This window comes from Clostridium sp. CTA-17 (assembly GCF_054767895.1).
Genome location: NZ_BAAABF010000009.1, coordinates 65,743 through 85,440 on the forward strand (window position 1 = coordinate 65,743; position 19,698 = coordinate 85,440).

A 19,698-nucleotide genomic window follows, 5' to 3' on the forward strand; every position below is an offset into this window, starting at 1 on the left:
CATGTGAGTTACAAAGACATTAAATTTACCTAAAATTTTTCTAAAGAAAAAATAAAGAGTTTTATTAATATTTTAGATTAATTAATAAGAAGTAAATAAAATACATGTACTATTTTCTGGGAAACAATTACAATTTAAGTATAATATGTAATATGGGGCTTTAGGGGGAAGGTTTATGAATAAGAATATTAGAAAAATAATTACATCTACAGTATTAGCAGCTATGACAATTAGTGTTTTGCCATCAAATTTAGTTGTTTTTGCAACAGATGGTATTACGGAAAACTTTTATGAAATATATCCAAAGCCACAAGAAATAAGCTATAGTGGTGGAGAATTTCAAATAAGTGATGAAATAAACATTGTATATGATGATGGAATTGATACTTACACCAAAAAGCGGGTTGATGAAGTTTTAGAAGCTAGTAATTTAGAAGCCACTGTTTCAAATGAAATAGTACCAGGAAAAACAAACTTTTTAGTAGGCATTAATGAATCAGGAGGAGTTGTTGACAATTATTTCAATGAAAATATTCCTCATGATGAGAGTTTTTTTGAAGAAAAAATGGATGCTAATATAGTAAGTGTTAAGGATGGAGTAATTGGAGTAATTGGGGAGGATACAGATAGTGCTTTCTATGGAGTTACTACTTTAAAACATGTATTTAATCAGTTAGAAGAGGGAAATAAAATTCAAAGTTTCAGAGCTGATGACTATGCAGAAGTTGCTCATAGGGGATTTATAGAAGGATATTATGGGAATCCTTGGTCTAATGAAGATAGGGCAGAACTTATGAAATTTGGAGGAGATTACAAACTAAATCAATATGTATTCGCACCTAAAGATGATCCTTATCATAATAGCAAGTGGAGAGATCTATATCCAGAAGAAAAATTATCTGAAATTAAGAAGTTAGCTCAGGTGGGGAATGAGACTAAAAATAGATATGTATATGCCTTACATCCATTTATGAATAATCCAGTTAGGTTTGATACTGAAGAAAATTATCAAAATGATTTAGGAGTAATAAAGGCAAAGTTTACTCAACTTTTAGAGAATGATGTTAGACAGTTTGCTATTTTAGCTGATGATGCTTCAGCACCAGCTCAAGGTGCCAGTATGTATGTTAAACTTCTTACAGATTTAACAAGATGGCTAGAAGAACAACAATCAACTTATCCAGATTTAAAAACAGATTTAATGTTCTGTCCATCAGATTACTATGGAAATGGAAGCTCTGCACAATTAAAAGAGTTAAATAAAGCTGAAGATAATGTAAGTATAGTTATGACTGGAGGTAGAATTTGGGGTGAAGTAGATGAAAATTTTGCAAATAATTTTATGAATAATATTTCTACTGAGGGTCACCCAGGAAGAGCCCCTTTCTTCTGGATTAATTGGCCTTGTTCAGATAACTCTAAACAACATTTAATAATGGGAGGAAATGATACATTCTTACATCCAGGAGTTGATCCAAGTAAGATAGATGGTATAGTTTTAAACCCAATGCAACAAGCAGAAGCTAATAAGTCAGCTTTATTCGCTATAGCAGATTATGCTTGGAATATATGGGATAATAAAGAAGAAGCTGATGAAAACTGGAGTGATTCATTTAAATATATGGATCATGGAACTGCTGAGGAAACAAATTCCTCACTTGCTTTAAGAGAAATAAGTAAGCATATGATAAATCAAAATATGGATAGCAGAGTTAGACCACTACAAGAGTCTGTTGAATTAGCACCAAAATTAGATGAATTTAAGCAAAAGTATGATAGTGGGGCAAGTATTAAGGAAGATGCTTTAGAATTAATAGAAGAGTTTACAAACCTTCAAAAGGCTGCAGAGTATTATAAAAATAATCCAGGAAATGAGAGAACAAGAGATCAAATAATTTATTGGTTAAATTGCTGGGAAGACACTATGGATGCTGCTATTGGATATTTAAAATCAGCAATTGCAATAGAAGAAGGAGATGATGAAGCTGCTTGGGCTAATTATTCAGAAGCACAAAGCTCCTTTGAAAAATCAAAAACTTATGGTTTCCACTATGTAGATCATACTGAGTATGCAGAAGTTGGAGTTCAACATATTGTTCCATTTATAAAGAGTATGGGTCAAAACTTATCAGTTGTTATAGGCTCTATTGTAGATCCAAATAGAATAATATCAACTTATATAAGTAATAGACAAGATGCCCCAACAGGAAATCCAGACAATATTTTTGATAATAATGCTAGTACTGAATTAGTTTATAAAAATCCAAATAGAATAGATGTTGGAACTTATGTAGGAGTTAAATATAGTAATCCTATAACTTTAAATAATGTTGAATTCTTAATGGGAGCAAATTCAAATCCTAACGATACAATGCAAAAGGCTAAGATTCAATATACAGTTGACGGAAGAGAATGGATTGATTTAGAAGAGGGTGTTGAATATACAATGCCTGGAGCTATAAAAGTAGAAAATTTAGATTTAAAGGTTAGAGGAGTTCGTTTAATAGCTACAGAGGCAAGAGAGAATACTTGGCTAGGTGTTAGAGATATTAATGTAAATAAGAAAGAGGATTCAAACTCAGGTGTAGAGTTTAATCCAAGTTTAATAAGAAGTGAATCTTGGCAAGTTTATGAAGGAAATGAAGCTAATCTTTTAGATGGTGATGATAATACTGGTGTATGGTATAAAACTCTTAATGGGGATACATCTTTAGCAGGAGAATTTATAGGTTTAGATTTAGGAAAAGAAATAAAACTTGATGGAATTAGATTTGTAATAGGTAAAAATGGAGGAGGAAGCTCTGATAAATGGAATAAGTTCAAACTAGAATATTCATTAGATAATGAAAGTTGGACAACTATAAAAGAATATGATAAAACAGGCGCTCCAGCAGGAAAAGATATTATAGAAGAATCCTTTGAAACTCCTATTTCAGCTAAATATATAAGACTTACTAATATGGAAAATATCAATAAGTGGCTTACTTTCTCAGAGTTTGCAATAGTTAGTGAGGAATTAGAAAGTGCAGGAAATAAAGAAAATGTATATACAAATACAGAATTAGATTTATTATCTTTAGCTAAAGAAGATGTAACTAAGTTGATACCTATAGATGACATAAGCTTAAATCATGGAGAATATATTGGGGTTAAATTAAATCGTATTAAAGATTTAAGTAATATCAATCTTGAAATTTCAAATGACACAGGATTAAAACTTCAAAGCTCTATGAATGGGGTTGAGTGGACTGAGATAACAGATAAAAATACATTAGAAGACGGCAGATATGTAAGGCTAATTAATACAAGTAATGAAGCTGTTAATTTTAATTTAACTAAGTTCGAAGTTAATTCAAATGAAGTTTATGAACCAGCATTAGTAGATGCTTATGTTGGAGATGATGGAGCTAAAAAAGCTGTAGATGGAGATTTAAAAACAAGAGTTAAATTTTTAGGTGCACCTAGTGCAGGTGATACTATAGTCTATGATTTAGGACAAGAAATTCTTGTAGATAATTTAAAATATGTTGTATTAGATACTGAAGTTGACCATGTAAGAGATGGTAAAATCCAATTATCTTTAGATGGAGAAACCTGGACAGATGCTATTAATATTGGAGATGGAGTAGAAAATGGAGTAGAGGATATGTTCTCTAAGCCATTACAAAATGGATATAAACATGGAAATCAATCAGGTGGAATAGTTCCAATAGATAGTGCTTATGTGGAAGGAGATAATTTAAATCAAAAGGCTAGATATGTAAGAATATTATTTACTGCACCATATAGACATCGTTGGACAGTTATAAATGAACTTATGATAAACAATGGAGAATATATCCCTACAGTTAATGATCCAACTTATATTTCAAATCCAATTGAGGAAAGAGGCTTTGCCCCAAGTAATTTAAGAGATGGAAATTTAACAACTTCATATAAGCCTAATACCAATAATGGTGAAATTTCTGAAGGTAGTATAACTTATCGCTTATCAGAAAAAACAGATGTTAGAAAGGTTACAATAGTTCAAAGTGGAAGTTCAATTTCAAATGCTAAGGTTATGGCTAGAGTTGGTGATGGTAGTGAAAATGTAACTAATCAATGGGTTCAATTAGGAACATTAAGTAATAGTTTAAATGAATTTATTAATCGTGATTACAACAATATCTATGAAATAAAAATTGAATGGACAGATGTTGCACCAAATATTTATGAAATAATAACTTTAAATCAAGAGTTTGAATTCCCAATTAATGATTCTTTAAAGGCAAAATATGATGAGCTTATAAATCTAAGTGGAGATGAATACACTTTAAGTAGCTTTGAAACTTTAAAAGAAGCATTAAACGAAGCTAAGAATATTTTAGATGATTCTAATTCATCTCAAAAGAAAATAGATAAGGCTTTAGAAAATCTAAATAAAGCAGAAGAAAGATTAGCTTTAAGGGCAACTGATTTTGAAGATTTCAATAAAGTTTTAACTCTAGGAAACTCTTTAGTTGAAGGAGAATATACAGCTGAGTCATGGGCTTTATTTAGTGAAGTTTTAGAAGCAGCTAATGAAGCTAACAAAAATAAAGCTGATTACACTCAAGATCAAATAAATCAAATAGTAATTGACTTAGATGCTTCAATAAAAGCTTTAGTAAAGGAAACACCAGAGGTTGATAAGACAAATTTAGGTGAATTAATAAATCAAGGTAAATCTTTACTAGAGGAAGCTGTAGAAGGGTTTAATGTTGGTGAATACCATAAAGGCGCTAAGGATGGATTAACAGTTGAAATTAATAAGGCTGAAGAAGTATTTAACAAGGAAGATGCTACTGAAGAAGAAATAAATTCATCTAAGGAATCTTTAGAGGGTGCAATAGCAAGATTTAACTCTTTATTAATAGAAGAAAGTACAGGAGACTTTAATGGCAATGGAAAGATTGATATAGGAGACTTAGCAATGGTATCTAAAAACATTGGAAGTACTACTAACACTTCTCTTGATTTAAATAAAGATGGCTCTATTGATGAATATGAGATAAGCTTTATAAATCATAGAATACTAAATTAAGATAATTCAATAAGGATAAATTAGATTTATAATTTTTTAGGAATCATAAGGATACTTAAAATCAAATTTAAAATACTAAGAATTTTAAAGATTAGTATTTTAAAATGATTATTTGTATCTAATATGATTCCTTTTAATTTAAAACATAACTTAATAAAAATTTTTTTGGAAATATTATTAGAATCAGATTAATTTAAGATAAGTTCTAAGATTAAATTTATATGCTAAATAGATAAGTTTCTTAATAATTAATATTTTATAATAATATATGAACAGGAATTATATGTTTAAAAATTACCGAAAGCCTTATATATAGCATATTTTCTAAAGAAATCTATAGAGTTTAATTGTAAATGCAATGCATATGCTATATAATGTTAAAGTATTGTAAAATTAAATATTTAGAAATAGGTTAAATAGTTACATTTGTAACTATATATTAAAAGGGAAGTTGGGTTTAAATCCCACGCGGTCCCGCCGCTGTAATAGAGGAGCTTTTTGTACTTTAAGCCACTGGAATATAATATTTTGGGAAGGCCACAAAAAGTGATGATACTTGAGCCAGAAGACCTGCCTATTTTTAAAACATCAGGATCCTACGGGAAATAGGAGGTGTTGTGCTTTGGTAAGTTATATTTTTTTAGAATTTTTATAACCTCTAGACGCAATGTCTAGGGGTTTTTTATTTCTAAGACTAAAGTTCTGATTTAACTAGAAATTAAAGTTATTCATATTTAGATTAAGTTTTATAAAGGGAAATATTTTTAGTACATATTGTTTTATTTGATGCGGAAATAGTTAAATCAAATTTTATCTTAAAATAAAAAGATGATAAATGGGAATACAAAATAAAAATATAATTTAAGGAGTAGAATTATTATGTCAAAAAAGAATCAAGTATTTATAGGATTTTTATTAATGTTCTTATTAATACCAAGAAGTGTTTCAGCTATGCATATCATGGAAGGATTTTTACAACCTAAATGGTGTATAGCATGGGGAGTTATAACTATACCATTTGTAGTATTAGGATTATTTTCTATTAAGAATAAGGTTGGGAATAATCCAAGACTAAAGATTTTGTTAGCTATGGCAGGAGCTTATGCTTTTGTTCTTTCAGCATTAAAGCTTCCATCAGTTACAGGTAGTTGCTCACATCCTACAGGGGTTGGTCTTGCGGCAATATTATTTGGACCTACAGCAGCATCAGTTTTAGGACTTATCGTACTTTTATTCCAAGCATTACTTTTAGCTCATGGTGGTCTTACTACTCTTGGAGCTAATACTTTTTCAATGGCTGTAGTTGGGCCTTTAGTATCATACGGACTTTATAAATTAGTAAAAAAACTTAATGGACCAACATGGTTAGGTGTATTTTTAGCAGCTGCTCTTGGAGATTTAGCAACTTACATGGTTACTTCAGTTCAATTAGGACTAGCCTTCCCAGCAGAGGTTGGAGGAGTTATGGCATCAGTTATGAAGTTCATGGGTATATTTGCAGTTACTCAAGTTCCTCTAGCTATAAGTGAGGGTATATTAACAGTCATAATCTTTAATACAATAGAAAATTATGCAAAAGAAGATTTAATGGAACTTAACATTTTTTCAAAGGGGGTAAAATAATGAAAAATAAAAGAGTGTTAACTAATGTGATATTACTATTATTAGTTGTATTTATTACAATAATACCTTTCTTTGTGGCTAAAAATGGAGAGTTTGGTGGATCTGATGATCAAGCAGAAGAAGCAATAACACAAATTGATGAAAACTATGAACCATGGTTCTCACCATTATTTGAACCAGCTAGTGGAGAAATAGAAAGTTTATTATTTGCTCTTCAAGCTGCAATCGGTGCAGGGGTAATTGGCTTTGGATTAGGATATCTAAAGGGCAAAAAGAAAGTGAACGACGAAGTAAATGATAAACATAGATAAATATGCTTATTCATCTAAGTTAAAAAATATTAATCCAGCAGAAAAGATGTTTTTTGCCTTAATTACTTTGTGCGTTTGTCTTTGGGCAAATAATTTTATTGTTTCTATGCTTATAATAAGTATTATGACTTTTTTAATAACAAAAGTAGGAAGAACAAAAATAAAGGTTTTTATAAAGTTAATGATGGTACCAATAGCTTTTTTAATAATTGGTATCCTAACAATTGTTGTTAGTTATTCATTAAAACAAGATACATTTTTAGTATCATTTAAGCTTTTTAATGGATGGATTGGAGTTTCTAAAAGTGGAATTATTCAAGGACTTAATATGTTCCTTAAGGTAATGGGATCTTTAAGTTGCTTATACTTTATATCCCTAACCACTCCAATGATAGATGTAATATCAGTTCTAGCTAAACTGAAGGTACCAAGTTTTTTAATAGAGTTAATAAGCTTAGTGTACAGATTTATATTTATAATTTTAGAAACTTCAGAAATGATGTTTATATCGCAAAATTCAAGACTTGGATATAGAGATATAAAAACATCATATAAATCCTTAGGTGCTCTTGCATCAACACTATTTATACGTTCGTTTAAGAGAGCTAATGATTTATATACTGCCTTAGAAGCCAGAGGGTATAATGGAGAACTTAAGGTTTTAGAAGAACAGGTTCAAAAAAGAAATTACATTTACATTATAACTATAATAATTAATCTTATTTTTATAGGAATAACTATATTTATTAAGTAGAGTAGGAGGATTTTATGGAAGACTATATATTAAAAGTAGAAGAGCTTAATTATAATTATTCAGATGGAACTCATGCTCTAAAAGGTATAAATATGAATATAAAAAGAGGAGAAGTTACGGCAATATTAGGTGGAAATGGTGTTGGAAAATCAACTTTATTTCAAAACTTTAATGGTATATTAAAGCCTTCATCAGGGAGAATACTTTTTGATAATAAACCTATAGATTATTCAAGAAAAGGAATAATGAAGCTTAGAGAATCTATAGGGATTGTTTTTCAGGATCCTGATAATCAGCTTTTTTCAGCAAGTGTTTACCAAGATGTTTCATTTGGTGCTGTTAATATGAAACTACCAGAAGATGAAATAAGAAAAAGAGTAGATAATGCATTAAAAAGAACTGGGATAGAACACTTAAAAAATAAGCCAACTCATTGTTTAAGCTTTGGTCAAAAGAAAAGAGTAGCTATTGCAGGGGTACTAGTTATGGAGCCAAAGGTTTTAATACTAGATGAACCAACGGCAGGTTTAGATCCAATGGGCGTTTCAGAGATAATGAAGTTATTAGTAGAAATGCAAAAGGAGCTTGGCATAACAATAATAATAGCAACCCACGATATAGATATTGTTCCTTTATATTGTGATAATGTTTTTGTTATGAAAGAAGGAAGAGTAATATTACAAGGAAATCCTAAAGAGGTATTCGCTGAAAAAGAAGTTATAAGAAAAGTTAACTTAAGATTACCTAGAATCGGACATCTTATGGAGATTTTAAAAGAGAAGGATGGCTTTGTATTTGATGAGTTAGATTTAACTATTGGACAGGCTAGAAAGACAATAAATTCTTGGAAAAATAAAATTTTTAATGATTAATATTTAAGTTAGATTAAGCAAGAAAGGCTTATACCAAATTAATTTGGTATAGGCCTTTTATTTTTATTAAATTAATTAATTTTTAGTATGTTTATTATTTTATGAGAGGAAGAAAGATCTTAAAAATATTATAACTATTCATATCATTAAAAAATATATTTTTTAGTTATAATACTATAATTTCTAGTTATAGATATCATAAATTAAAATTCATATGTGAATTTTCACGAGTTTTGGGAAAAAGTTGCATCATTATGAAACTAAGAACAGAGTGTGCTCATTTCGTTGTAAATGTTATCATTAATTGATATTATCTAATTAACAAATATTCCAATAAAAATTCATTTTAATGTATAAAATATTAAATTTTATTGGATATATAACTTAAGTATTAAAAATTTTAGGTATTTAAGTTAAGGGTATTAATAGGATTTATAAAATTTTAGTGGGGTGGTATAGTTATGATGCAAAAAATTCAACGTTTTGGAGCTGCAATGTTTACACCGGTTTTATTATTTGCTTTTGCAGGTATAACAGTAGGACTATGTATTCTATTTAAGAATCCAGACATAGTAGGACCAATTGCAAATGAAGGTACTTTATGGTATCAGATTTGGACTCTTATTGAAGAAGGTGGATGGACAGTATTTAGACAACTTCCATTGTTATTTGTTGTTGGGTTACCAATAGCATTAGCTAAGAAGGCTCAAGCTAGAGCTTGTATGGAAGCTTTAGTTACTTATTTAACTTTTAATTACTTTGTAAATTCAATATTAACTCAATGGGGTAGCTTCTTTGGAGTTGATTTTGCTCAGGAAGTTGGAGGCGTAAGTGGATTAACTACTATAGCTGGAATTAAAACTTTTGATACTGGTATGATAGGAGCAATCTTAATAGCTGGTATAGCAGTATGGATCCATAATCGTTTCTTTGATACAGAATTGCCTGAATACCTAGGAATATTCAGAGGGTCATCTTTCGTAGTTATGATAGGATTCTTTGTAATGATTCCAACAGCATTTGTAGTTTGTTTAGTATGGCCAGCAGTTCAAAATGGAATTAACTCTTTACAAGGATTTCTTGCTTCATCAGGAATAGTTGGAGTATGGATATATACATTCTTAGAACGTATATTAATACCAACAGGATTACATCACTTTATATATGGACCATTTATATTTGGACCAGCTGTTGTAGAAGGGGGAATAGCTACATATTGGCCTCAACATTTAGCTCAATATGCTATGTCACAACAAAGTTTAACAGAATTATTCCCAGCAGGTGGATTTGCTTTACATGGACATTCAAAAATATTTGGATCAGTAGGTATAGCTTTAGCGCTATATATGACAGCTAAGCCAAATAAAAAGAAAATAGTTGCAGGTTTATTAATACCAGCGACCTTAACAGCAATATTAGCTGGTATAACAGAACCTTTAGAATTTACATTCTTATTTGTAGCGCCAATACTATTTGTAGTACATGCAATTTTAGCAGCTACTTTAGCAGCGGCAGAATTTGCTTTCGGAGTATCAGGTAACTTTGGTGGAGGAATTATAGAATGGGCAGCACAAAACTGGATTCCTTTAGCTAAGAATCATTGGCAAACTTATTTAATTCAAATAGCTATTGGATTATGCTTTACAGCAATTTATTTCATAGTATTTAGATTTGTAATACTTAAAATGAATCTAAAGACTCCAGGTAGAGAAGATGATGATGAAGAGACTAAATTATATACTAAGGCTGATTATAAGGCTAAAAAAGGTGAAGAATCAGTCAAAGAAGATAAATCAGGTAAAAGCAAAACGGCTAAAAAAGCTGAAGGAATCTTAGAGGCTTTAGGAGGAAAAGAAAATATAGTAGATGTTACAAATTGTGCAACTCGTTTACGTTTAACTGTAAAGGATGAAAGTAAATTAGCGTCAGATAGTGTATTTAAGTCAGCTGGAGCACTTGGAGTTGTTAGAAATGGTAAGGCTATTCAAGTAATAATAGGTTTATCAGTTTCACAGGTAAGAGAAGAATTTGAACAACTTTTATAGTAATAAGAATATAAGTTAATTAAAATACCTAGAACACTATGGTGAATTTTAACCATAGTGTTTTTTATAGATTTAATAATATTTAAGTTAATAATTGAAATTTATCAACTATTAATATATGATACTTCAAAAATAACAAAACTATGATATCATTAGAATAAGAAAAATGTGGATTAATTACACAAAAACTATAATTTTTACATATATAGAGGCAATTTATTAAATAAGATATTAAGGTTATTTGTACTATTTTGGAGGGTATTATGAGATTAGAAGAGCTTGTGAATAAACATTATGATAAATTAAATCATAGTGACTTATATATATGGAAATATATATTCAATCATAAAAAGGATTGTTGCAATTTAACCATTGATGAATTAGCTAACAGATGCAATGTTTCTAGAACAACTATTTTAAGGTTTGCACAGAAACTTTCATTAAAAGGATATAGTGAACTTAAAATATATTTGAAGTGGGAAAGTGAAGATAAAGAGTTTAATGAAAAAGACTATTTAAAAGTAGTTTGTAATGACATAACAAAATTTATAAGTGATATGCAGGAAAAGGATTTCTCTAGTGTTTGTAATCTTATGTATAATGCAAAAAGAATTTTTGTATATGGAACTGGAGCAGTACAATCATCAGTTGCAGCAGAACTAAAAAGAATATTTTTATCAGGGCAGGAATGTATATATAATATACAGGGTGAAGCAGAGGCTGATATGATTTTAAATACAATAAGTGATGAAGATTTAATATTTTTAATATCATTAACAGGAGAGTCAGACCATATCAAAAGATTAGCTAAGCAATTTAAACTTAGAAATGTTCCAATAATATCAATAACAAAATTAAAAAACAATACTTTAGCTAGGTTAAGTGATGAAAATTTATATATAAATACATCAATGCATGAATTAGGTGGAGGAAAGACATATGAGTCAACAACATTGTTCTTTACACTTGCAGAGATGATATTTTTAAAATATTCAATGTATAAGAATGAGTTAGAAAAAGAAGATAAAAATTGAAAATAATAAATTATAAGTATAATTAAAATGATAAAATTTTAGATTAAATAAAGAAAGGAGTTTTTTTATGTTTGATATTATAATAGATTTAATAATTTCAATAGCTCCTATTGTAGCATCAATTTCTTTTGGATATATTTATTTAAATAAAAGAAATGCTTAGGTATTTATTTAATTGTGTGTTTTTAGATTTTATATATTTTATATATTTTAAGGTCATAGCATATATAAACTTATTATTTTTAGGTTTGTATGTGTTATGACCTTATTTTTCAATCAAGTAATTTTTAAAATTGGAACTATAATAGATTAAAAATATATATTTTTAATATGTAATAGTGAGAATTTTCACAGTAAATATTAATAGTAACAGTAATTAGAGAAAAATCACCAAATATATGAATTTTGTTGAAGGGGTTTCATAAGGTTGATATTATTTTCTTAAAGAGGTATTAAATTACAAAAATATATGATAAATAAGGTTGTACTAATTGTACAACCTTGTAATTTTTATAAGTAGAATATTTAGAGAGGATCTGAAGTTATATGGAAAATTTAATTTTGTTAGGAAACTTAATAGAAGATACTAAATCAAAAAACGAAATTATGTTAAAGCTTATTGAAGAAGAGGTTTTGGGTAATTTTGTTGAAAAAATAAGTAAGAGTAATAGAATTTTTGTTTATGGAAGAGGAGTTAGTTCAAGTATAGTTGGCCAAGAACTAAAAAGAGCTTTTACAGAATTAGGCAAGTATGTTTTTGATTTTTATAAAGCTGATGAATTTGATTTTGTACTCAGTTTAATAAGAGAAGATGATTGCATTATATTAATAGACATAGAAAATTCAAAAGATTATTTAAACTTAATAAATGATAAGTTAAGAGGAAAAAATGTAAGTAGATTTTTTATAGGTTTAGATAAGGGAAAAAAAGTACCTATTTGCACTTACGATTTTAATAGAATAGACAAAAATTATGATGAAATGTATAAGGGATTAGAATTATATTCTATGCTTATTAGATTTTTATATGAGCTTTGTAAGTTGTGAAAATAAAATATTAAAAATATAAAAAAAGAATATTTAATAGATTAAAAAAACTTTTAAATGTACTGTATAAGCTATTTAAGAAGAACTTTGGTTAACATGTGAAATTTCACATTAAATGAGAGTATGTACTAATGAGTGATACTATTCCCTAAAGGTTGTGAAAACGTTGTATATAGAAATATGCTTTGTTATTATTAACTCATAGAAACGAAATAATAAATTTTGAAATAAATTGAGGTATAGTTTAGGAGGAGATTTTTATGAAGAAATTTTCAATAGTTATAGCAGGGGGAGGGAGTACATTTACTCCAGGGATAGTTTTAATGTTATTAGACAACTTAGATAAGTTCCCAATAAGAAAAATTAAATTTTATGATAATGATGCTGATAGACAAGAAGTGGTGGCAAAAGCTTGTGAAATATTATTAAAGGAAAGAGCTCCAGAAATAGAATTTTTAGCAACTGTTGATCCAGAAGAAGCTTTTACTGATATAGATTTTGTAATGGCTCACATAAGAGTTGGTAAATATGCTATGAGAGAATTAGATGAAAAAATTCCATTAAGACATGGGGTAGTTGGACAAGAAACTTGTGGACCAGGAGGAATAGCTTATGGTATGAGATCAATAGGAGGAATATTAGAAATAATTGATTATATGGAAAAATATTCACCAAATGCTTGGATGCTTAATTATTCAAATCCAGCGGCTATAGTTGCTGAGGCTACAAGAAAATTAAAACCAAATTCAAAGGTTTTAAATATATGTGATATGCCTATAGGAATAGAAACTCATATGGCTCAAATATTAGGATTAAAATCAAGGAAAGATATGATAGTTAAATATTATGGATTAAATCACTTTGGATGGTGGTCAAGCATCAGAGATAAAGAGGGAAATGATTTAATGCCAAAATTAAAAGAGCATGTAGCTAAACATGGTTATATTGTTGATATAGAAGAAAATCAACATTCAGAAGCAAGTTGGAATGATACTTTTGCTAAAGCTAAAGATATCTTAGCTGTAGACCCAACTCATCTACCAAATACTTATTTAAAATATTATTTATTCCAAGATTATGTTGTAAATCATTCAGATAAAAATTATACAAGAGCAAATGAAGTTATGGATGGAAGAGAAAAATTTGTATTTGGAGAATGTAGAAAAGTCATAGAGAAAGGTACTGCTGAAGGATCAGGATTACACATTGATGAACATGCTTCATATATAGTTGACTTAGCAAGAGCTATAGCATTTAATACTCAAGAAAGAATGTTACTTATAGTTGAAAATAATGGTGCTATAGAAAACTTTGATAAGACTGCAATGGTTGAAATACCTTGTATAGTAGGATCAAATGGACCAGAACCATTAGTTGTTGGAGATATTCCAAGATTCCAAAAAGGATTAATGGAACAACAAGTTGCTGTTGAAAAGTTAGTTGTAGAAGCTTGGGTTGAACATTCATATCAAAAATTATGGCAAGCTTTAACTCTATCAAAAACTGTACCAAGTGCAACTGTTGCTAAAGAGATATTAGATGACTTAATAGAAGCTAATAAAAATTTCTGGCCAGAATTAAAATAGTTAAATAATTTTTTTAAAATATATAAGATTTGAAATAAGAAGACGCTTGATTATAAAATAAGTGTCTTCTTATTCTTTGTAGCTAATTTTATAAAATATAGAAATATTATATTAAGCAAAAAAAGAATATTGTTGGATTTATAGAATGATTTAGAATAAAGTTTTTTAGAAAATTTAAATTATAGCTTATTAAAGTATGACTGTTTTAAAGATATTAAAAGGATATTTTAGTATAAGAATAATTATATAAAAATTTATTTTGAAAAAGTTTATATTAATTTTATATATATTTTAATATTATTAAGAAAAAGTTTTGAAAGTTTGAATTAAAAGTGTAAAAAAATTACATAACAAAGAGGCTTTTTTGAAATTAAAAACTTTATATCAACATATAATATGGTTTATTATGGAATAATATCCAATATAATTAGACGTATTAAAGGTTAGTTTAATATTTTATTAATAAGTTATGCTTAAAAAAGAATAAATACTATAAAAGCTTACCTTAAATTAATAAATATTCATGGTCGAATTTTGTAATTCTAAAATTATTTACTAATTAGTTAAATAATTTTAGAATATAATTAAAGGATGATTTATTATCTTAAGTTATGGTTTCTCTTTAAATATAAATGATTTTAATAAATTATCTAATAAGTTAAAATTTTTATAAGAAATAAATACGATGTTTTAATGGGAGATGATATTAAAGATTAAAAAGGGAGCGTATGATAAGATGTTTACAAATGAGTTAAAGGATTTATTAGCAGGTTTATATCAGAAATATGGATGTACTCAAGAGGTTCTTCAACTTAGTAATATAATTGATAAGATTATAGTTAAAGAACAAAGTGAAAGATTAAAAGAGTATTATAAATCAAGAAAAAACAATATCTAATTTCAAAAGTGATAAATCAATATAAATATTATTAACTCTATAATAAAAACTACTTGAATTATTAATATCATAATTAATTTTAAGATGCTTAAGACTTAGATTTTATTAATATATATTATAATAAAAAATCTATATTACTAATGTAGTATAGATTTTTTATTTATAATATGTATAATTAAGTAATTTGAAAGATGTATTTCATTAATTAATGAAATTTTATTTAAATGATTTTATGCTATTTAATCTATCTTCTTGCTTTTGTTCTGGAGACTTTTTGAAGTCGTATCCATAAACTGCATTTTCAAAATCACCATAAGTTGGATTTGGAAGCACTATGTATTTTGTTCCAAAAAATTGAGCTTCTTTATCTACTATTTCTCTTCTTTGTTCATTAGACTTGTTATCATATCCATTAGGGAAGTCGCCTAAGTTATCTCCACAGTAAATTGCAAGGTTATAATTATCTTTGATTTTACTCCATCTAGCATCTTTACTACTTGTATCTGTTTTTAAAAGTATATGGTCTTTATCTGAATTTACAAAACCTAATTTTTGCATATTTTTTATAGTTGCATCAAGTTCTTTTTCTTCACTTCTATTTGAAACATAGAAAACTTCAAATCCTTTACTTTTAGCATAATCAGTAAAGTCTTTAGCTCCGTCTATTGCAGCTGCGTCAGCCATTTGTACCCATTCACCAAAGTTTTCTTTTGAATATAATTCATTATGTTTTATTTCATACCCAGCATGTGGTGAATTATCTATTATTGTTTCATCAATATCTAAAGTAACTGCATATGGTTTAGCAGTAGGTTCTTTTACTAATTGATCAATGTATCTTTTTCCAGAGTTGTATGCTTCATATCTTAAAGCCTTTACTTCTCCTGAATTTTGTTGCCACAAAGTAGCTAACACATTTCCTTTAACAATTTCTTCAGTTGCATTAGTCTTTGTTGTTTGTTCTAATTGAGATATTTGTTTTGCTTCTTGATTGTTTTCATAGACTAAAGTACCACCAGTTCCAACACCAATACCTATTATTGCTGATAATACAATTGCTGTAATTTTTGAGTTTCTCATAATCTCATCCTTTCATTTGTTACGTAAAAATGTATAATATATTAAAATGGTTATTAATATGTTAACGCTTTCATTATATTTTATGTTTTTACTAAAATCAAGTATTTAATGAATAATATACCTCTTTAATAATTAAAAATAGGATGAATTAATTTATTCTATTAAAATTTAATCAATAATTATGTAAATAAAAAAAGATAGTCAAATGACTATCTTTTTTATTAGATATAATCCATAGGATTTACATGTTGTCCATTAATTCTTATTTCAAAGTGAGCATGAGGGCCTGTACTATACCCTGTAGAACCAACTAAAGAAACTACTTGTCCTTGTTTTACTTTTTGACCAGCAGAAACTTTTAATTGAGATGCATGGGCATATAGAGTACTGAAGCCGCCACCATGATCTATTATAACCATATTTCCATAAGCAGGATGATATTCAGCAGCGGTAACCACCCCATCTTTAGCAGCTACAAATGGAGTTCCTGTTGAAGCAGCAAAGTCTACACCTGTATGAACTTTATACTGACCAGTTACAGGATGGACTCTTGGACCATATGAACTAGTTATGGTAGAAGAAGAAACTGGTCTTATAAATCCACTTGATGAATTACTACTTGTAGATGCTGTGCTTGGTGTCTGATTAAAATATGATTGAATTTCCTTTTCAATTTCATCTTCCCTATCTGCTAATGATTTTAGTTCAGCATTCTTTTCAGCTTCTAATTCTTCTAATTCGTTTAATTGAGCCTTATAAGTGTTTAATGTACTTTCATGTTCAGACTTAACTTCCTTAAGCGTCTTTTCTTTATCAATAAGTTCTGTCTTTTTGCTATCTAATGTAGATTTAGAAGTTTCAAGTTCAGCTTGTCTAACTTCAAGTTCATTTTTTAAAGCTTCAATCTCTTCAATAAGCTTATTATCTGTTTTAACAAGAGTTCTTATATTTGCTATATTAGAAAATAATTCTCCGAAGTTTTTAGATTCAAGAATCATATATAGAAACTTATCACTTAAATTAGATTTATAGACATTTCTAAGTCTTTCGCCTAATATCTCTTGCTTTAATTCTTGTTCTTTTTTAGCTTTTTCAATCTCACTAGTATTTTCTTCAATTGATTTCTTTACTTTATTTATTTCTGAATCAGTTGAAGTTATTTCATTATTTAAAGTCTTTATTTTCTCTTCATACTCATTAACTTTTGCTTGGGCTGAATTAAGTTCAGATTGTTTAGCGTCAATACTATCTTTAATTTCATCTAGCTTTCCCTTTTTAATTTCTTTTTCTTCTGTAATTTGTTTTTTCTCCTCTTGCAATTTATTAACTTCGGGATTTGCTTTGGCTATTAATGGTGCTGAAAAAGCACTAATCATTAAAAAGCTACTCATAAACAAAGATACAATTTTAAGTTTGTTCATTTAATCACCTATCTTTAATATATTTTTCGAGAGTTTTATACTAATTTCAACAAATTATACCTTAAAAACCTTAGTAATATCCACAAAAATTTTGAAAATTTTAAGTTAACTTTTAAATAAAAGGTTAACAAATGGTAAAAAAAGATTGTTATATTACAAAAGGAACAATATATGTAAAATTAATACATAAATAAGTATAAATAAGATATTTCTTATTATTAAAGAAATCAATATAATATTTATGTAAATGTCTTTTGTATATTGTTAAGATGAACGTGAAATGTAAAGTTAAATATGTTTATGATTTTTTAATATATACTTTATTCTTAACATTGCAGAGAAGAATAAATAAGCTTTTATTTAAGATAAAGCTTAACCAAATATAATTAAATTATTGTTAGACTTTTAGAAATTTTGAATATTAATACAAAAGGAAAGGTAAATAGATAAGTGATTAAAAAGCTACCTCATATTAATTTATTTTATACAGGCATATTAAGATTAATTTAAAATAATCTTAATATGCCTATTTTAATGGAGGATAATTTTATTAATATTTAATTAAGTATATAATTTAGGATTTTATGAGGTAATATAAGTATATTTTTTAGATTTTAATGATTAAGATTAATACTGCTTGTCAATAATTTAATTGAATTATAAAACAGGGGGAACTTCTTATGGCTAAAAAATCATCTAAAAAATTTTTGAAAGAAGCAAATGCTCAAATAATATTATTTGTTCTAGTTATGATAATAATGAGAATGGTAGTTTTAAACTTCATGAGTGAAATATCAGGAATAGAGTTTGAAGAATTATCTAAAGCTAGAATCTATAATGGAGATATTACAGCAACATTATTCTTAGAGAGGCTTGTGAATTTTTTTGGTAATTTTATTTTAGAAACATATAAAGGAATAACTTTGCTTGCAATAATAAATGTATTTGTTGCTTCTTATATATTAACTAAAAAAGATTTTACAGGTAATTTCTATTTTAATTTGATCATAGCGTATCTATTTTCAACTATAATAACAGTATTTTTATTGTTAGCTGGTATAATTTTGTTTTTTTGTATAATGCAATGTATGGTAGTTATAAATTCATTAAAGGTAGATGTGTCTTCAGAAATTTTGTGGTTAGCTATATCTTTATTAGTAGGAATAGTTTTTATAAAGTATTTTAGAAAAAGTGTAGTTTTTTCTTTATTAGCATTTTTAATAATATCTGTTTACACTTCCTACTATACTGATATAGGTAAAAAAGCAATTAACACAGACTATACTCAATATAGTCTAGAGGAGTTTGCTAATAATTTAAACTTAGTTGGGAATAAATCTATGTGATTATATTTAATAGTAAATAAGTGTTTTCTATTTATTATTTAGTAAGTTATATTTAATCACTTTAATATACTTTTACTAATCAATTAAAAAACATAGAGAAAATTATATATAAATTAATATGAAAATCTATTTTTGTATGCAAAATGTAAGCGTATTTTTTATATAATCTAAAAATATAGTATAAAATAATACAATATTCTACAGAAAAGTATATTGAATGTAAATTTTATTTAAAACACTTTACCTAGTGTATCTATATAGGAAAAAGTAAGTATTTTAAAGAAAAATATAGAAATAATAATATATTTTATCTAAAACTGAGAAAAGTATTAAATTAAATATGGTTAAAATGGTAAGATAAATTTCGTCAGCAAGAGACACGGCAACAAAACATCAAATAAAAATTTGAAAAAAGTTGTTGACAAAGTTTCGAAGTGATGCTAAACTAAGAAAGTCGCTTGAGGGCGACGACGAAATGGTCTTTGAAAATTAAACAGAAGATATTAACATAAACCAGCAATTCTTTTATAAGTAATATGAGTATAGATTAAACTTTTAAATTGAGAGTTTGATCCTGGCTCAGGATGAACGCTGGCGGCGTGCTTAACACATGCAAGTC

Annotated in this window: 13 protein-coding genes, 1 rRNA gene and 1 riboswitch; of the genes, 12 read left to right on the forward strand and 2 right to left on the reverse strand. The window is 27.5% G+C overall.

Going from position 1 to position 19,698, the window contains the following annotated elements; all coding sequences use genetic code 11:
- Positions 1 to 175: 175 nt before the first annotated feature.
- From nagH to ACYUCG_RS13250, 10 genes are all read left to right on the forward strand, one after another.
- Positions 176 to 5,062 carry a hyaluronoglucosaminidase gene (gene nagH, locus ACYUCG_RS13205; protein ID WP_460268748.1) on the forward strand — a complete coding sequence of 1,629 codons (4,887 nt, stop codon included), beginning with the start codon at positions 176 to 178 and terminating at the stop codon, positions 5,060 to 5,062.
- Positions 5,063 to 5,454: 392 nt separating this feature from the next.
- Positions 5,455 to 5,654, forward strand: a riboswitch (cobalamin riboswitch).
- A gap of 287 nt (positions 5,655 to 5,941) precedes the next feature.
- Positions 5,942 to 6,685, forward strand: coding sequence for an energy-coupling factor ABC transporter permease (locus ACYUCG_RS13210; RefSeq protein WP_139932578.1), 744 nt, complete (start codon positions 5,942 to 5,944; stop codon positions 6,683 to 6,685).
- Positions 6,685 to 6,996, forward strand: coding sequence for an energy-coupling factor ABC transporter substrate-binding protein (locus ACYUCG_RS13215; RefSeq protein WP_003452599.1), 312 nt, complete (start codon positions 6,685 to 6,687; stop codon positions 6,994 to 6,996). The genes ACYUCG_RS13210 and ACYUCG_RS13215 overlap by 1 nt, the downstream gene beginning before the upstream one ends.
- Positions 6,980 to 7,750 carry a cobalt ECF transporter T component CbiQ gene (gene cbiQ / locus ACYUCG_RS13220; RefSeq protein ID WP_460268749.1) on the forward strand — a complete coding sequence of 257 codons (771 nt, stop codon included), beginning with the start codon at positions 6,980 to 6,982 and terminating at the stop codon, positions 7,748 to 7,750. Before ACYUCG_RS13215 ends, cbiQ begins: the two co-directional genes overlap by 17 nt.
- Before the next feature lie 14 nt (positions 7,751 to 7,764).
- Positions 7,765 to 8,622: an ATP-binding cassette domain-containing protein gene (locus ACYUCG_RS13225; RefSeq protein WP_011591332.1), complete on the forward strand. Its 858-nt coding sequence runs from the start codon at positions 7,765 to 7,767 to the stop codon at positions 8,620 to 8,622.
- A 461-nt stretch (positions 8,623 to 9,083) separates the two neighbouring features.
- Positions 9,084 to 10,667 carry an alpha-glucoside-specific PTS transporter subunit IIBC gene (locus tag ACYUCG_RS13230; RefSeq protein WP_060795003.1) on the forward strand — a complete coding sequence of 528 codons (1,584 nt, stop codon included), beginning with the start codon at positions 9,084 to 9,086 and terminating at the stop codon, positions 10,665 to 10,667.
- Between the two features lie 263 nt (positions 10,668 to 10,930).
- Positions 10,931 to 11,701 (forward strand): MurR/RpiR family transcriptional regulator, encoded by a 771-nt coding sequence (locus tag ACYUCG_RS13235; RefSeq protein ID WP_198631121.1) that lies wholly within the window; start codon positions 10,931 to 10,933, stop codon positions 11,699 to 11,701.
- Positions 11,702 to 12,247: 546 nt separating this feature from the next.
- Positions 12,248 to 12,748 (forward strand): SIS domain-containing protein, encoded by a 501-nt coding sequence (locus ACYUCG_RS13240; RefSeq protein WP_240297450.1) that lies wholly within the window; start codon positions 12,248 to 12,250, stop codon positions 12,746 to 12,748.
- A gap of 260 nt (positions 12,749 to 13,008) precedes the next feature.
- Positions 13,009 to 14,334, forward strand: coding sequence for a 6-phospho-alpha-glucosidase (locus ACYUCG_RS13245; RefSeq protein WP_195403011.1), 1,326 nt, complete (start codon positions 13,009 to 13,011; stop codon positions 14,332 to 14,334).
- Between the two features lie 736 nt (positions 14,335 to 15,070).
- Positions 15,071 to 15,232: a hypothetical protein gene (locus ACYUCG_RS13250; RefSeq protein WP_011009670.1), complete on the forward strand. Its 162-nt coding sequence runs from the start codon at positions 15,071 to 15,073 to the stop codon at positions 15,230 to 15,232.
- 216 nt (positions 15,233 to 15,448) lie between these two features.
- Here the strand turns inward: ACYUCG_RS13250 and ACYUCG_RS13255 are convergent, their stop codons facing one another.
- Positions 15,449 to 16,312 (reverse strand): 5'-nucleotidase, lipoprotein e(P4) family, encoded by an 864-nt coding sequence (locus ACYUCG_RS13255; protein ID WP_139932583.1) that lies wholly within the window; start codon positions 16,310 to 16,312, stop codon positions 15,449 to 15,451.
- Positions 16,313 to 16,533: 221 nt separating this feature from the next.
- On the reverse strand, positions 16,534 to 17,733 hold the full coding sequence (locus ACYUCG_RS13260) for a murein hydrolase activator EnvC family protein (protein ID WP_240297452.1): 1,200 nt from the start codon (positions 17,731 to 17,733) through the stop codon (positions 16,534 to 16,536).
- Between the two features lie 680 nt (positions 17,734 to 18,413).
- Here ACYUCG_RS13260 and ACYUCG_RS13265 point away from each other — a divergent pair.
- Entirely contained in the window at positions 18,414 to 19,079 is a 666-nt protein-coding gene (locus ACYUCG_RS13265; protein ID WP_283681730.1) for a hypothetical protein, read from the forward strand.
- A gap of 556 nt (positions 19,080 to 19,635) precedes the next feature.
- Positions 19,636 to 19,698 (forward strand): 16S ribosomal RNA (locus ACYUCG_RS13270); the annotation flags it as partial.

Excerpts from the sequence above, each read along its gene's own strand:
- nagH (WP_460268748.1), top strand. The coding sequence starts at position 176 with ATGAATAAGAATATTAGAAAAATAATTACATCTACAGTATTAGCAGCT.
- ACYUCG_RS13210 (WP_139932578.1), top strand. The coding sequence starts at position 5,942 with ATGTCAAAAAAGAATCAAGTATTTATAGGATTTTTATTAATGTTCTTA.
- ACYUCG_RS13215 (WP_003452599.1), top strand. The coding sequence starts at position 6,685 with ATGAAAAATAAAAGAGTGTTAACTAATGTGATATTACTATTATTAGTT.
- cbiQ (WP_460268749.1), top strand. The coding sequence starts at position 6,980 with ATGATAAACATAGATAAATATGCTTATTCATCTAAGTTAAAAAATATT.
- ACYUCG_RS13225 (WP_011591332.1), top strand. The coding sequence starts at position 7,765 with ATGGAAGACTATATATTAAAAGTAGAAGAGCTTAATTATAATTATTCA.
- ACYUCG_RS13230 (WP_060795003.1), top strand. The coding sequence starts at position 9,084 with ATGATGCAAAAAATTCAACGTTTTGGAGCTGCAATGTTTACACCGGTT.
- ACYUCG_RS13235 (WP_198631121.1), top strand. The coding sequence starts at position 10,931 with ATGAGATTAGAAGAGCTTGTGAATAAACATTATGATAAATTAAATCAT.
- ACYUCG_RS13240 (WP_240297450.1), top strand. The coding sequence starts at position 12,248 with ATGGAAAATTTAATTTTGTTAGGAAACTTAATAGAAGATACTAAATCA.
- ACYUCG_RS13245 (WP_195403011.1), top strand. The coding sequence starts at position 13,009 with ATGAAGAAATTTTCAATAGTTATAGCAGGGGGAGGGAGTACATTTACT.
- ACYUCG_RS13250 (WP_011009670.1), top strand. The coding sequence starts at position 15,071 with ATGTTTACAAATGAGTTAAAGGATTTATTAGCAGGTTTATATCAGAAA.
- ACYUCG_RS13255 (WP_139932583.1), bottom strand. The coding sequence starts at position 16,312 with ATGAGAAACTCAAAAATTACAGCAATTGTATTATCAGCAATAATAGGT.
- ACYUCG_RS13260 (WP_240297452.1), bottom strand. The coding sequence starts at position 17,733 with ATGAACAAACTTAAAATTGTATCTTTGTTTATGAGTAGCTTTTTAATG.
- ACYUCG_RS13265 (WP_283681730.1), top strand. The coding sequence starts at position 18,414 with ATGGCTAAAAAATCATCTAAAAAATTTTTGAAAGAAGCAAATGCTCAA.